The 13,853-nt window shown below is 68.3% G+C and carries 11 protein-coding genes; 3 read left to right on the forward strand and 8 right to left on the reverse strand.

Going from position 1 to position 13,853, the window contains the following annotated elements:
• Positions 1–120: 120 nt before the first annotated feature.
• The 4 genes from ACY48E_RS05755 to ACY48E_RS05770 form a co-directional block, all read right to left on the reverse strand.
• Entirely contained in the window at positions 121–915 is a 795-nt protein-coding gene (locus ACY48E_RS05755; RefSeq protein ID WP_462871149.1) for an HpcH/HpaI aldolase/citrate lyase family protein, read from the reverse strand.
• A 69-nt stretch (positions 916–984) separates the two neighbouring features.
• The gene (locus ACY48E_RS05760; protein WP_462871150.1) at positions 985–2,133 is read right to left on the reverse strand and encodes an acyl-CoA dehydrogenase family protein; all 1,149 of its coding nucleotides are present in this window, start codon (positions 2,131–2,133) and stop codon (positions 985–987) included.
• Positions 2,130–4,133, reverse strand: a complete 2,004-nt coding sequence (locus ACY48E_RS05765; RefSeq protein ID WP_462871151.1) for an acetyl/propionyl/methylcrotonyl-CoA carboxylase subunit alpha — start codon at positions 4,131–4,133, stop codon at positions 2,130–2,132. The genes ACY48E_RS05760 and ACY48E_RS05765 overlap by 4 nt, the downstream gene beginning before the upstream one ends.
• 18 nt (positions 4,134–4,151) lie before the next feature.
• A complete protein-coding gene (locus ACY48E_RS05770) occupies positions 4,152–5,672 on the reverse strand; it encodes a carboxyl transferase domain-containing protein (RefSeq protein WP_462871236.1) in 1,521 nt (506 codons plus the stop codon).
• A gap of 108 nt (positions 5,673–5,780) precedes the next feature.
• Here ACY48E_RS05770 and ACY48E_RS05775 point away from each other — a divergent pair, with 108 nt between their 5' ends.
• On the forward strand, positions 5,781–6,170 hold the full coding sequence (locus ACY48E_RS05775; RefSeq protein ID WP_462871237.1) for a YchJ family protein: 390 nt from the start codon (positions 5,781–5,783) through the stop codon (positions 6,168–6,170).
• Positions 6,171–6,274: 104 nt separating this feature from the next.
• The gene (locus ACY48E_RS05780; protein WP_462871152.1) at positions 6,275–6,886 is read left to right on the forward strand and encodes an Rv1733c family protein; all 612 of its coding nucleotides are present in this window, start codon (positions 6,275–6,277) and stop codon (positions 6,884–6,886) included.
• Here the strand turns inward: ACY48E_RS05780 and ACY48E_RS05785 are convergent.
• The 4 genes from ACY48E_RS05785 to ACY48E_RS05800 form a co-directional block, all read right to left on the reverse strand.
• On the reverse strand, positions 6,851–8,641 hold the full coding sequence (locus tag ACY48E_RS05785) for an MFS transporter (protein WP_462871153.1): 1,791 nt from the start codon (positions 8,639–8,641) through the stop codon (positions 6,851–6,853). The two genes, ACY48E_RS05780 and ACY48E_RS05785, sit on opposite strands and share 36 nt — an antisense overlap.
• A gap of 107 nt (positions 8,642–8,748) precedes the next feature.
• On the reverse strand, positions 8,749–9,222 hold the full coding sequence (locus ACY48E_RS05790; protein WP_462871154.1) for an alpha-isopropylmalate synthase regulatory domain-containing protein: 474 nt from the start codon (positions 9,220–9,222) through the stop codon (positions 8,749–8,751).
• Positions 9,223–9,429: 207 nt separating this feature from the next.
• The gene (locus ACY48E_RS05795) at positions 9,430–10,608 is read right to left on the reverse strand and encodes an acetyl-CoA C-acetyltransferase (protein WP_462871155.1); all 1,179 of its coding nucleotides are present in this window, start codon (positions 10,606–10,608) and stop codon (positions 9,430–9,432) included.
• A gap of 19 nt (positions 10,609–10,627) precedes the next feature.
• Positions 10,628–11,263, reverse strand: coding sequence for a TetR/AcrR family transcriptional regulator (locus ACY48E_RS05800; RefSeq protein ID WP_462871156.1), 636 nt, complete (start codon positions 11,261–11,263; stop codon positions 10,628–10,630).
• 316 nt (positions 11,264–11,579) lie between these two features.
• Between ACY48E_RS05800 and ACY48E_RS05805 the strand changes: the two genes are divergently transcribed.
• Positions 11,580–13,793 carry a putative bifunctional diguanylate cyclase/phosphodiesterase gene (locus tag ACY48E_RS05805; RefSeq protein WP_462871157.1) on the forward strand — a complete coding sequence of 738 codons (2,214 nt, stop codon included), beginning with the start codon at positions 11,580–11,582 and terminating at the stop codon, positions 13,791–13,793.
• The last annotated feature ends 60 nt before the right edge of the window (positions 13,794–13,853 follow it).

Genomic DNA, 13,853 nt, shown 5'->3' on the forward strand with positions numbered 1-13,853 from the left:
ACTAGGTGCAGCGGGGCACCCATGCGCGCCGAGTAGGTGACAGTCGTGTTACTCCGTTCGGGTGTGGTCGCGTCACTCCGTGCTGATGTGGTCGTGTCACTCCGTGCAGATGTGGTCGTGTCACTCCGCGCGGGCGAGAACGGCTCGGGCCCGGGCCAGCACGGGCGCATCGACCATCGCCCCGTCGAACGTGAACACCGCGCCACCGTTCTCCGCGGCCGCGAGCACCCGACGTGCCCAGTCGATCTCACTGTCGGTGGGTCGGTAGGCCGCGCGAACCACCGCGACCTGTGACGGGTGGATGCACACCGTCCCGGAGAAGCCTGCGGTCACCGCGTCGGTCGCCTCGGCCGCGAGCGCGTCGGTGTCGCTGATGTCGACGTGCACAGCGTCGAGGGCGAACTTCCCGTGTGCCCGGGCGGCCAAGAGCACCTGTGATCGAACATGTTGCGCCACATGCGTGTACGCGCCATCCGGGCGTCGGGACGAGCGGCCCCCGAGCCCGGCGGCCAGATCCTCGGCACCCCACATCAGTCCCGCCGTGTTGGGCACCGCAGCGATCTCCTCGGCGCGCAGCACGCCCAGTGGGGTCTCGATCAGCGCGACCACCGACCGCGGAGCCAACGATGCCACGAACTCGGCGCTCTCGGCCTTGGCCGGCATGACCGTCGTGTACGGGGTTGCATCGAGGGCGGCCAGATCGAGGGCCAGATCCTCGGTGCCGTGGGCATTGACGCGCACCACCGTGCGCGCCGGATCGAGCGGCGTGTCCACCAGGTTGCGGCGCGCCTGCTCGCGGGCACCCGGCGCCACCGCGTCCTCGAGGTCGAGGATCACCGTGTCCGCCGCAGCGGCGGCCTTGGCGAACCGCTCGGGCCGATCGGCTGGGCAGAACAGCCACGCGGCTCCGTTCATGACGGCCGGCGCAGAATCGGGATACGCACCGCTCTCACCCTACGGACGGTCGAACGGGTTCGTCCACGCTCACACGCCCAGCTCGCGCGCGATCAACATCAGCTGTACCTCGCTGGTGCCCTCGCCGACCTCGAGGATCTTGCTGTCCCGGTAGTGCCGGGCCACGGGGTACTCGTTCATGAACCCGTAGCCGCCGTGGATCTGCGTGGCGTCACGGGCGTTGTCCATGGCCGCTTCGCTGGCCACGAGCTTGGCGATTGACGCGGCCTTCTTGAAGGGCTTGCCGGCGAGCATCAGTGCCGCGGCGTCGTAGTAGGCGGTGCGGGCGGTGTGGGCACGTGCCTCCATCCGCGCGATCTTGAACGAGATGCCCTGGTTGGCGCCGATGGGACGGCCGAACGCGGTGCGCTGATTGGCGTAGGCCACCGACTGCTCGACGCAACCCTGCGCCGCACCGACGGCCAGCGCGGCGATTGCGATGCGCCCCTCGTCGAGAGTGCTGAGAAAGTTCGCGTATCCGCGTCCGCGCACACCCAGCAGGTTCTCCGCCGGAACCCGGACGTCGTCGAAACTCAGCGGGTGCGTGTCCGAGGCGTTCCAGCCGACCTTGTCGTAGGACGGCCCGGCCGTGAAACCCGGGGTGTCCGTGGGCACGATGATCGTCGAGATCTCCCGGCGCCCCGACGCGTCGGTGCCCGTCACCGCCGCGACGGTCACGAAGGCGGTGATGTCGGTGCCGGAGTTGGTGATGAACTGCTTGCTGCCGTTGATCACCCAGCTGTCGCCGTCGAGCCTGGCGGTGGTGCGCAGTGCGCCGGCGTCGCTGCCGGAGCCGGCTTCGGTGAGGCCGAAACCGGCGAGCGCTCGACCGGTGGTCAACTGCGGCAGCCACTGCCGCTTCTGCTCGTCGGTGCCGAAGCGGTGGATCGGCATCGCGCCCAGACCCACTCCGGCCTCGAGGGTCACCGCGACGCTCTGATCGACGCGAGCGAGTTCCTCGATGGCCAGACACAGCGCGAAGTAGTCCCCGCCCATGCCGTCGTACTCCTCGGGGAAGGGCAGCCCGAACAGCCCCATCTCCCCCATCTGGCGAACCACGTCGTAGGGGAAGGTGCGCGTGGCGTCATGATGGGCGGCGACCGGAGCGACGACGGTATCCGCGAAGTCGGCCACCGTCTTCTTCAGCAGTACGAGCTCGTCGGTCAACATGGTGCTCATCGGGAATCCTCCGGTGTGTTCGGTGAGATGCTGCTCGGCGGGGTCTGTTCGGGGTGGACGGTGGCGAGGACCCGGTCGACGGTGACGCGATCGCCGCGGACGACGGCGATGGTGACGATGCCCGAGACAGGTGCGCGCAGAACATGTTCCATCTTCATCGCCTCGACCACCACCACGGGATCCCCGGCTTCGACGCGCGCACGGGTCGCCGCCGGAACGTCGATCACCGTGCCGGGCATCGGGCTGATGACGCTCGTGCCGACGTCGGCGGTCCCGGCGCCCGGTCGTCGACGGGGAACCACCGTCAGGCGGTGGTCGCCGCCGTCGACGTGCACCCACAACTCGGCGTCGGTCGCGGCGACACGAGCGGGGCACCGGATGCCGTCCAGGATCAGATCGGGGCCCGCGGCGCGAACGTGATACTCGCGTTCCCCGGCCGACTGCCCGGTCACCGCAACGGTGCAGTTCGTGGCCGGTCCGGTCAGGCGCACCTCGACGTCGCCGTCCGATCCGCGTAGGTGGACCCGTGTGCTCGCGTACCCGCCGAGGCGCCACCCGTCGGTGCGCTGCCAGGGCGAGCGGGCAGGTACGCCTCTCCCGTGGACAAGGTGCATCGCCCCGGCGATCAGCGCGAGGTCCGGCGGTGTCGACGGGACGTACCGCGCGGCGACGTCGTCGAGAAGGGAGGTGTCCAGTTCTCCGGCTCGCACTCGACCGTCTGCGAGCAGGGCTCGCAGGAAGTCGACGTTGGTCCGTACACCGAGCACCGCCGTTCCGGCGAGGGCACGATCGAGAGCATCGAGTGCGTCTGCGCGGGTGGCACCGTGGGCGATCACCTTCGCCAGCATCGGGTCGTAGTCGCTCGAGACCTTCGACCCCACCGCCAGGGACGAATCCACGCGAACGCCGGTCGGTTCGATCATCTCGATCACCGTGCCGCCGGTCGGGAGGAAGTCGTGGCCGGGATCCTCGGCATAGACGCGGGCTTCGACGGCGTGGCCGGTGAGAGTGATCTGCTTCTGCGACAACGGCAGTGGCTCGCCCGCCGCGATCCGCAGCTGCCACTCGACCAGATCGAGCCCGGTGACGGCCTCGGTGACCGGATGCTCGACCTGAAGACGGGTGTTCATCTCCATGAAGAAGAACTCGTCCGGTCTGCGAGCGGAGACGATGAACTCCACCGTGCCCGCACCGCGGTAGTCGACGCTGCGGGCAGTGGCGCATGCGGCCGCGCCGATCACCTCGCGTGTGTGCGCGTCCAGGAGCGGGGAGGGCGCCTCCTCGATCACCTTCTGGTGCCGACGCTGGAGGCTGCACTCGCGTTCGGCGAGGTGGATCACCGAACCGTGCGCGTCCGCCATCACCTGCACCTCGATGTGGCGCGGCGTGTCGACCCAGCGTTCGAGGAACAGGGTGTCGTCGCCGAACGACGCCGCCGCCTCGCGCCGGGCGCCGACCAGCGCGGCGGGCAACTCGTCGGGTGCGCTCACCCGGCGCATCCCTTTGCCGCCGCCACCCGCCGACGGCTTGACCAGCACGGGGAAGCCGATGTCGACCGCGGCAGCGATCAGGTCGGAATCGCTCAGACCGGGGCGTGCGACGCCCGCAACGACGGGAACCCCGGCGGCTGCGACGGCGGTCTTGGCGGCGATCTTGTCGCCCATGATCTCGAGAGCGTGCACCGAGGGACCGATCAGGACGATGCCCGCCGCGGCGCACGCGCGAGCGAACGCGGGATTCTCGGAGAGGAATCCGTATCCCGGATGGATCGCGGCGGCGCCGGTGCGCACGGCCGCAGCGATCACCGCGTCGATGTCGAGGTAACTGAGGCGGGCGGGTGCGGGCCCGAGTCGGACGGCGGCGTCGGCTTCGCGCACGTGGCGGGCGTCGGCGTCGGCGTCGGAGTACACCGCGACCGAGCCGATGCCCAGGCGCCGCAGGGTCGCGGTGATCCGCACCGCGATCTCGCCGCGGTTGGCCACCAGTACGGTGTCGAACATCGGTGCCATCTCACCCGCTCACATTCGGAAGACGCCGTTGGACACCGGGTCGAGCGGTGCGTTCGCGCACACCGAGAGAGCCAGTGAGAGAACATCTCTGGTGTCGGCAGGTGCGATCACACCGTCGTCCCACAGCCTTGCTGTCGAGTAGTACGGGTTGCCCTGGCGCTCGTACTGCTCGCGAATGTGTTCGGCGTCGGCGGCCACCGTGGTGAGCACCGCGGCGGCCTGCTCGCCGCCCATCACCGAGATGCGAGCGTTCGGCCACATCCACAGGAACCGCGGTGAGTACGCCCGACCGCACATCGAGTAGTTGCCCGCGCCGTAGGAGCCGCCGATCACCACGGTCAATTTCGGTACGCGCGCGCACGCCACCGCGGTCACCATTTTCGCGCCGTGCTTGGCGATACCCGCGGCCTCGTACTCGCGCCCCACCATGAATCCGGTGATGTTCTGCAGGAACACCAGCGGAATCTCGCGTTTGTCGCACAGCTGCACGAAATGCGCTCCCTTGAGCGCGGATTCGCCGAACAGCACACCATTGTTGGCCACGATCCCCACCCGTCGGCCGTCGATGCGGGCGAAGGCGGTGACCAGGGTGGTGCCGTAACGGGCCTTGAACTCCTCGATGCTGCCGGCGTCGACGATCGTGGCGATCACCTCGTGCACGTCGTACGGGGTGCGCAGATCGACGGGAACCACGTCGTACACGGTGTCGGGCTCGCGGTGCGGCGGGACGGGGGCGGCCACGGGGGCGCTGTAGGAGACCGGGGGAGCCAGTGTCGCGACGATCGAGCGCACGATCTCGAGTGCATGCGAGTCGTCGTCGGCGAGGTGATCGACCACTCCCGATGTGCGCGAGTGCAGATCGCCGCCGCCGAGTTCCTCGGCCGTGACCTCCTCGCCGGTCGCGGCGCGCACCAGCGGCGGCCCCCCGAGGAAGATCGTGCCCTGGTTGCGCACGATGATCGACTCGTCGCACATCGCGGGGACGTACGCACCTCCCGCGGTGCACGAGCCGAGTACTGCCGCGATCTGGGGGATCCCGCGTGCGCTGAGCGTGGCCTGGTTGAAGAAGATGCGCCCGAAATGTTCCCGATCGGCGAACACCTCGTCCTGGCGGGGCAGGAACGCTCCGCCGGAGTCGACGAGGTAGATGCACGGCAGGTGGTTCTGCAGGGCGATCTCCTGCGCACGCAGGTGCTTCTTGACGGTCATCGGGTAGTAGGTGCCGCCCTTGACCGTGGCGTCGTTGGCGGCGATCACGCATTCGCGTCCGGCCACCCGGCCGATCCCGGCGATCAGTCCGGCGCCAGGGCACTGGCCGTCGTACATCCCGTCCGCAGCCAGCGGTGCGAGGTCGAGGAACGGAGAGCCGGGATCGAGGAGGGTGTCGACGCGATCGCGTGGGAGGAGTTTGCCGCGGTCCAGGTGCCGTCGGCGCGCGGATTCGCTGCCACCGCGGGCGGCGGCGGCGAGCTTGCTGCGCAACTCGTCCACGAGCGCGGTGTGCTGCTCACGGCGGGTCGTTGCAGTCACGGCGGCGCTCACGGAACCCTCCCGTTAATGATGGATAACTGAAACTAGGCTAATGGTCGTTAACCGAGAAGTCCAATTCTCGACTATCGCTAGGATTCTGCGGTGTCCATCACACCGGTCGGCTGCCCCTGCTGCTCAGGGGTTCATCACCACGAGTGCTGTGGGCCGATTCTCGACGGCACCCTCGTCGCTCCCACGGCGGAGCGGCTGATGCGCTCTAGGTTCACCGCATACGCGATCGGCGACACCGGCCACCTGCTGCGCACCTGGCATCCGACGACGCGTCCGCGCCGGCTCGACCTGGACCCGCGCCAACGATGGACGCGGCTGAAGGTGCTCTCCACCACCGGCGGCGGGTTCATGCACACTCGGGGGACCGTCGAGTTCGAAGCGTTCTTCCGCGACGCCGGCGGGCGCGCGGGGCGGGAGTTCTCCGTGCAGGAGAACAGCCTGTTCACCCGCACGGACGGGGCCTGGCTGTACGTCGAAGGCCTCTGACCGCTCGCGCAGGGTGACCGCAAACACGTGTGACGCCGCCCAACTTCCGTTGTGATCTTGCTGGTCGCGCCCCCACCCTGAGGTTTCGCGAGAGGTGGTTCGGCATGGCGATCGGCGGCAGCGGCGCACACGGCAACGACGGGCAGTGGTGGGAGTTCCCACGGTCCGCCGACGACGTTCTCGGTATCCCGGCGGCCACCTCCCTCGAGCGGCCGGTCGATCGTGCCGAGGCCCGGCTGCGCCGCGTGCTGATCCTGGCGGTGCTGACTGCGGTGCCGTTCGCACTGTGGTTGTCGCTGGTCATCGAATCCGATCAGCAGGCGGCGGCCGTCGAGATCGCCCGATCGGTGCATTCGGTGACCGCGACCACCACCGCCGACGCCCCCGGCTTCCCCGCATCCGGATCGGACACGGTCTCCTCGCCCACGGTGACCGCCACGTGGAGCTACCAGGGCGTGCAGCACTCCGGTCGCATACTCGTGCCCACCGGCTCGCCCGCTGGGAGCACGACGATGATCAGCGTCGACGATGCCGGCGCGCTCACTCGGCCACCGGCGACTCGGTCGGACGTGGTGGTGCTGATGTTCGCCGCGTTCGCAACGACGATGATCGTCGCAGCGGGTGCTGCGGCAACGATCATGTGGCTCGCGCGTCGCAGATACGACGCCGTTCGCGATCGGCTATGGGACGACGCGCTCGCGCGCCTGCTGTCCTGAGCCCACTGTCTGAAGTTCACCCGACCGCCCCGCGTCGGTGTCACGGGCAGGTCCTGTGGGGTCGGCCGCCTGTCCGTGTACGTACCGTCCGCCGGCGAGGGCCGAGGCCACTGCTCCGATCACCATCAGTGCGGCCGCGACCAGGAACACCACCGTCAGGCCGGCGTGGAACGGACCCGAGAGCAGGCTCGGGAAGAACTGCTGTCCGGTGAGTTCATCGGCGTTCACACCAGGTCGGCCGAGGGTTCCGCTGGGCTCGAGCAAACGCTCGACCGGGTTGAACCCGAGGAACGCGGCGAACAGCGAGCCCACGGGCGGCAGGTCGGCGACGCGCTCGGCGATGTCACCGGGCACACCCTGTCCGGTCAACCCGGTGCGCAGTGCGTCGGGGAGCGAACGTGCGAGCCCGGCCACCATCAGGGAGAAGAAGATTCCGATGGACAGAGCCGAACCGGCGTTGAAGAAGGTGGCCCGCATACCCGATGCCGACCCTCGCTGATGAGCCGGAACGCTCGACATGATCGCCGCTGCGTTCGGCGAGGAGAACAGACCGGAACCGACGCCGTTGAGGAAGATCAGGATGGCGAAGATCCAGTAGTCGAAGTCCACCGGGATCAGCAGCAGCATCACGAAGGTGACCGCGACCAGTGCCAACCCGCCGACGGCGAAGGGTCGAGCGCCGTACCGATCGGAAAGGTGACCGGAGATCGGACCGGCGACGAGGAAACCCACCGTGAGGGGGAGCAGGTAGATGCCGGCCCAGAGGGGGGTCGATTCGAAGTCGTATCCGTGCAGGGGAAGCCAGATGCCCTGCAGCCAGATGATGAGCATGAACTGCAGCCCACCGCGACCGATGGACGCCATCAGGCTTGCAAGGTTGCCCAGTCCGAAGGCCCGGTTGCGGAACAACTCCATTTCGAACATCGGCTCCCGTACCTGCGTTTCCACCCAGCAGAACAGCGCGAGTGTCGCCAGGCCCCCGAATACGGCGAGCAGCACCATCGGGTTGGTCCACCCGGTCGGCGAGTCGCCGTAGGGCTGAATTCCGTAGGTGATGCCGGTGAGCAGTGAGATGGATCCGATGGAGAACGTCAGCAGGCCCCACGGGTCGAGTCCGCCCCGGCCGGTGCCTCCGGTGTCGTGCAGCGACCGGTAGGCCCACACGGTGCCGATGATCCCGATCGGGACACTCACCCAGAACACTGCCCGCCAGTTCCACTCGGACAGAACACCACCCATCAGCAGGCCCAGGAACGAGCCCGCAACTGCGGCGACGCCGTTGATACCCAGCGCCATGCCGCGCTGATCGGCGGGGAAGGCATCGGTGAGGATGGCAGACGAGTTGGCCATGAGCATGGCTCCGCCGACGCCTTGCACCACGCGCCACGCGATCATCCACAGGGCCCCGGCCCCACCGTCGAACAGTTCGAGGCACAGGGCGACGCTCGCTGCGGTGAACACGAGGAACCCGAGGTTGTAGATGCTGACCCGGCCGTGAATGTCGCCGAGGCGGCCGAACGGGACCACGAACACTGCGGTGACGAGGAGATATCCCATCAGCAGCCACAGCAGGTAGCTCACGTTGGCCGGGGCGAGGGGGTCGAGTCCGATACCCCGGAAGATCGCCGGTAACGAGATCAGAACTATCGAGCTGTTGATGGTGGCCATCAGCACGCCGAGCGTGGTGTTCGACAGTGCCACCCACTTGTAGCGCGGGTGGTCCACCGAATAACGAGGATTGCTGTTCGTCAGCACGGCACCGCCTCCGAATTATTGATTAATGCAAGTAACGATAACCCGACACGACGATGCGGTCCAGCCCCGATCGTGCGATCAGGGCCGGACCGTCGACGAGGTGGCTGTTACCCGGTGGCGCCGGGCGCGGTCCGGTTGGCGCCGGCCACGATCGCCCGGGCGGAGGACTCGACGCCGTCGGCGCCGTGGCCGTACGCCCAGGCCGTCCGAGCGCCGGTACGGGCGCGCAGGAACGTGGCGACGCCGGACTCGGTACGCAGCTGATGGAACGAGAGGATCTCGACGTGGACACCGGCCCGGTAGAGCATGTCGGTGACCGCCTCGACAGGCCCGTACGCAATGGTCGTGGCTCGATGAACCCGATCGCGAATGGTCAGGGTTGCGCAGACCCTCTGTCGACCGCCGCCGACACCGACCGCCGTGATGTTCCCGAGTCTCACGGGACCGGGCGCGGCGGAGTAGACGTCGGCGAACTCGGCCATCGACAGCGACCGAGCCTCCTCGCGTAGGCCGGGCGGCAACGGCGTCGAACCGGGAAGGGCGTTGGGGTGGAGGGCGGCGGGATGCAGGGTAGTGGACATCGTGGATCGACTTCCGGGAGCGGAGGGAGGACCGACGAGCACGCAGACGACCCGCAGCAAGGGGTCGGTCCGAATCAGACCCCGCTGCGGCGGCGTACTACGAGCACCTGGAGCAACACACCAGGAACGCTACCGGGCACACATGTGGCGCGGCAAGGGCTTTCCACGTGACGAGAACACGAACATCCGGCACCGGCGCGAGCGGAGCTACACCCGCAGGATCAGAGCGTCACCCTGCCCGCCGCCGCCGCACAGCGCCGCCGCGCCCACACCCCCGCCGCGTCGCGACAGCTCCAGCGCGAGGTGCAGCACGATGCGGGCACCTGACATCCCCAGCGGATGGCCGAGCGAGATCGCACCTCCGTTGACGTTGACCACGGCCGGGTCCAGTCCGAGTGCTCGGGTGGATTCGATTCCCACCGCGGCGAACGCCTCGTTGATCTCCACCAGCGTCAGGGTCGACGGCTCGATGCCCTCCTTGGCGCACGCGGCGGCGATCGCGTTGGCAGGTTGCTGCTGCAACGTCGAGTCGGGACCGGCCACCACCCCGTGCGCACCGATCTCGGCGATCCAGGACAGGCCCAGCGACTGCGCCTTCTCCTTACTCATCACCACCACGGCCGCAGCGCCGTCGTTGATCGTCGAGGCGTTGCCGGCGGTGATCGTGCCGTCCTTGGAGAACGCCGGACGCAGACGGGCCAGTGTCTCGGCAGTGGTGTCCGCGCGTATGCCCTCGTCCTCGGTCACTACCACCGGATCGCCCTTGCGCTGAGGAATCGACACCGGGACCACCTCGTCGGCGAACACACCGTTCTTCCACGCCGCCGCAGCGCGCTGGTGCGAGGCCGCGGCGAACTCGTCCTGCTCCTGCCTGCTCAGCTCGGGGCTGTTCGAGGTGTCGGTGAGAGCCCCCATGGCCTGCTCGGTGAAGATGTCGAAGAGGCCGTCGTACGCGAGATGATCGCGCATCGTCACGTCGCCGTACTTGAAGCCGGCGCGCGACTTCTCGAGCATGTGCGGTGCCCGCGTCATCGACTCCTGCCCGCCCGCGACCACCACCTCGAACTCGCCGGCGCGAACGAGTTGGTCCGCGAGCGCGATGGCGTCGAGACCGGAGAGACAGACCTTGTTGATGGTCAGCGCCGGCACCGACATCGGGATCCCACCCTTGACGGCGGCCTGACGCGCGGGCATCTGACCGGCTCCGGCGGTGAGGACCTGGCCCATGATCACGTAGTCCACTGCGTCACCGGAGATGCCGGCCTTCTCGAGCGCTCCCGCGATGGCAATGCCACCGAGCTCGGCGCCGGACAGGCTCGCCAGTGACCCCATGAGCCGTCCGATCGGGGTACGGGCTCCGGCGACGATGACCGACGTGGTGCTCATGTGGATCCTCTTCTCGTGTTCAGGAACTGGGCAGACCCAGCGCGGACAGGGCCATCGCCCGCAGTGTGGCCTCCATCGTGCCGTCGTCGGCTCGGCCCATGGAATAGGGGGTCGAGTTCAACAGCCCGAACGTGGCGTGAGCGCACACGCGCGCCTGCTCGGCGGAGCGATGCGAATCGAGGGCGCACAGCTGCTCGACCCACATCTCCACGTATTCGCGCTGCAGACGCCGCACGGTGGACTGCGCGTCGGGAGGCAGGGAGGCGAACTCTCGACCCTGAACGCCGATCAGGTCCGGAGACGACAGAGCGAACTGCAGGTGGAAGTCGACGAGGGCGCTCACCGCGTCGGCCGGGTCGGGGTTCGTGGCGACAACGTGGTGGCCGCCGTCGTGCAGGGTGCGCGAGATTCCGACCAGAAGCTCCACCAGCACGGCTTCCTTGCTGTGGAAGTGTCGGTACACCGCCGGTCCGCTGACCCCGACCGCCGCGCCGAGATCCTCGAGGCGCACGCCGTGGAATCCGCGTTCGGCCACCAACGTGGCCGCTGCGCGCAGCAGTTGCGCGCGCCGTTCTGCCTTGCGGTGCGCACGCAGGGTCCCACGCAGCGGTGCGGTTCCCGACTCCGGGTACTGCGTGCTGGGTGCGACGTCCATCCGCATATTGTGCGCCAGTCCTGCGGCTGCGCAGAGTGCGAGGGCGGTGAGTCGGATGCGGCCTGTGGTGAGAAGTCCTCGGTGTCAGCGGCCCGCGCGCACGGTCGGTGTGTGACAGTTACCATCTGCTCACGTCGCCAGTGTCGAATCGTGACTACCGGTCGGATCGATACCACCGGTCGGATCGCTGCCACCAGGAGCGATTGGCGAGGACGGTAGAGGGTCGGGCGAGAGGCACACGGGCACTGTCATGATGACCGGTTGGCGATTCTGGGTGCCTGCCGTCATCGGCCTGGGGACCTATCTGATTTTCGTCGTGACCGAGACCCGAATCGTGTTCGTGCTGGTGGACACCATCGCCGTGGGCGTGATGTGGTTCGGCACTCGGAGGAATTGGACCTCCGATGCCCGCGCCGGACGGCTGCTCTCCACCGCTGGGACGCTCTGGGTGACCGGTGGGTGGCTCTTCACCGTGTGGGGTACCAACAAGCCCGACTCGAGGCTGGCGTGGCTGAGCTACTCGATCCTGGCGTTGGGGTACGCGGCTGTGGTCGGATCGATCCTCGCGGTGGGGAGCCGACGTCGCACCGGCGTTGCGGAGTTGCTCGAGGCGGGTGTCATCTCCGTCGGACTGGGGCTGCTGACGTGGATCTACGTGGTGCCCATCGACAACGTCTGGCGCTACGAGTTCGGCGCGGCCCCGTTGGTGCTGTTCGCACATGTCGACTTGTTCTGCATGGTGCTCGCCGCGTTCCTCTACCGCCAGATCCGCGAGGTCTCCCCGGCCACCACCGTGCTCATGGGTGGGTTGTTCCTCGTTCTGCTCTCGTACTACCTGTTCAACGCGATCGGGTTCAGCGAACCGCTGGAGAACACGGTGGTGTTCTCCATCCTCGGAACGACCGGGTACGCGATGATGGCGGTCGCCACTCTCGAACCTCCACGCTCGCCGGCAGCGCGTCCTGCGGTGACGCCGCCGTCGCGCATCAGCCTCAGCTCGGCGCGCGTGGTCCTGCTGAGCGCGGCCCTCTTCGTGGCGCCCGTGGTGATGGCCATCGAACTGGTGCGCGGAACGCCGCTCCGGGACTGGGGCACGGTGATCGTCGTCGCCTCGATCGTGCTCTCCGGCCTGTCCTCGGCGCGAGGGTTCCTCATGCTCGCTCGCCTGCGCGGGGCGGCGAGAGAACTGCAGCAGTCGTCGCTGACCGACGCGTTGACCGGGCTGGGCAATCGCCGTCGCCTCGACGAGATCCTCGGCACGCTGGCCGCGCGGGAGTACGGGGGCATCGCGGCGCTGATGGTCTTCGACATCGACCGCTTCTCCGACATCAACGACACCTTCGGCTACACCGTCGGCGACCGCATCCTCGTGAGCGTCGGTGATCGGATCGCCGCCACCACCGCCCACGCAGCTCCGGGTCGACCGGGAATGTCCCCGCCCGTGGGTGATGTGCTGCTCGTGGCGCGCCTCGGCGGTGACGAGTTCGCCGTCATTCTCGACCGATGCACGACGGCGGCCGCGGTGGTCGGCCTCGCGCGGACGGTGCAGAGCTCGATGGGTGTGCCGATCGAGCTGGACGACATCGATCTCACGCTGGACGTGACCGTCGGTATCGCCTTCCTGGGCGACTTCCCGGAGAGCGGGTCACCTGCGGCGGACGTGCTGCTTCAGCACGCCCATCTGGCTGCGACCGAGGCCAAGCTGCGCCAGCCTCGACTGGCTGTCTACGACCGCGAGATGGACGTCGACCGTCGCGATCAGCTGCGCCTGATGAGCGATCTGTCTCTCGCGGTGCGCTCGGATCAGCTGGTGTTGCACTTCCAGCCGTTCCTGGACCTGCGCACCGGCGAGGCGGCGAAGCTCGAATGCCTGCTGCGGTGGCAGCACCCCCAGGTGGGACTGCTCAACCCGGATGCGTTCCTGCCCAGTGCCGAGCAGACCTCGCTGATGCCGGCCATCACCGCGTGGGTGATCGACGCCGCGCTCGCTCAGTGCCGACAGTGGCGGCGTATCGGACTCGAGGCCGTGGTGGCGGTGAACCTCTCCGCCCGCAATCTGGTCGATCCGACTCTGCCGCAACAGGTTCGAGACGCTCTCACCCGGCACCGGGTACCACCGTCGGGCCTGGTGCTCGAGGTCACCGAGACCTCCGCCATGCTCGATCCCGCCAGCTCCATCGTGGCACTGCGGCAGTTGCGAGCAATCGGGGTCTCGCTGGCGATCGACGACTACGGCGCCGGCTACACCTCCCTGGCGTACCTCGACGTGCTCCCCGTCCAGCAACTCAAGATCGACCGGGCCTTCGTGACGGGGATGACACGCAATCCGGTGAGCGCTGCGATCGTCTCGTCCACCGTGGATCTGGCCCGCAGCCTGGGCCTGACCGTGGTGGCCGAAGGCGTGGAGGACGCCGAGACCCTCGCTGCGTTGCGGGCGCTCGGATGCGACAGTGCCCAGGGCTATTTCATCGGTGCCCCCGTACCTGCTGCGGACGTGCTGCCGCTGATCGGCGCTATTGCGACGAGTTGATCGGCGCTGTTGCGATGAGTTCATCGGCGCGCCGCGAGCCGCGGTTCGGCGGGGCGCCGG

Source organism: Rhodococcus sp. AZ1, from assembly GCF_054979605.1.

Coding starts and splice junctions, on each gene's coding strand:
- ACY48E_RS05765 (WP_462871151.1), bottom strand. CDS start 4,133: ATGTTCGACACCGTACTGGTGGCCAACCGCGGCGAGATCGCGGTGCGG.
- ACY48E_RS05760 (WP_462871150.1), bottom strand. CDS start 2,133: ATGAGCACCATGTTGACCGACGAGCTCGTACTGCTGAAGAAGACGGTG.
- ACY48E_RS05795 (WP_462871155.1), bottom strand. CDS start 10,608: ATGAGCACCACGTCGGTCATCGTCGCCGGAGCCCGTACCCCGATCGGA.
- ACY48E_RS05755 (WP_462871149.1), bottom strand. CDS start 915: ATGAACGGAGCCGCGTGGCTGTTCTGCCCAGCCGATCGGCCCGAGCGG.
- ACY48E_RS05780 (WP_462871152.1), top strand. CDS start 6,275: ATGGCGATCGGCGGCAGCGGCGCACACGGCAACGACGGGCAGTGGTGG.
- ACY48E_RS05800 (WP_462871156.1), bottom strand. CDS start 11,263: ATGGACGTCGCACCCAGCACGCAGTACCCGGAGTCGGGAACCGCACCG.
- ACY48E_RS05790 (WP_462871154.1), bottom strand. CDS start 9,222: ATGTCCACTACCCTGCATCCCGCCGCCCTCCACCCCAACGCCCTTCCC.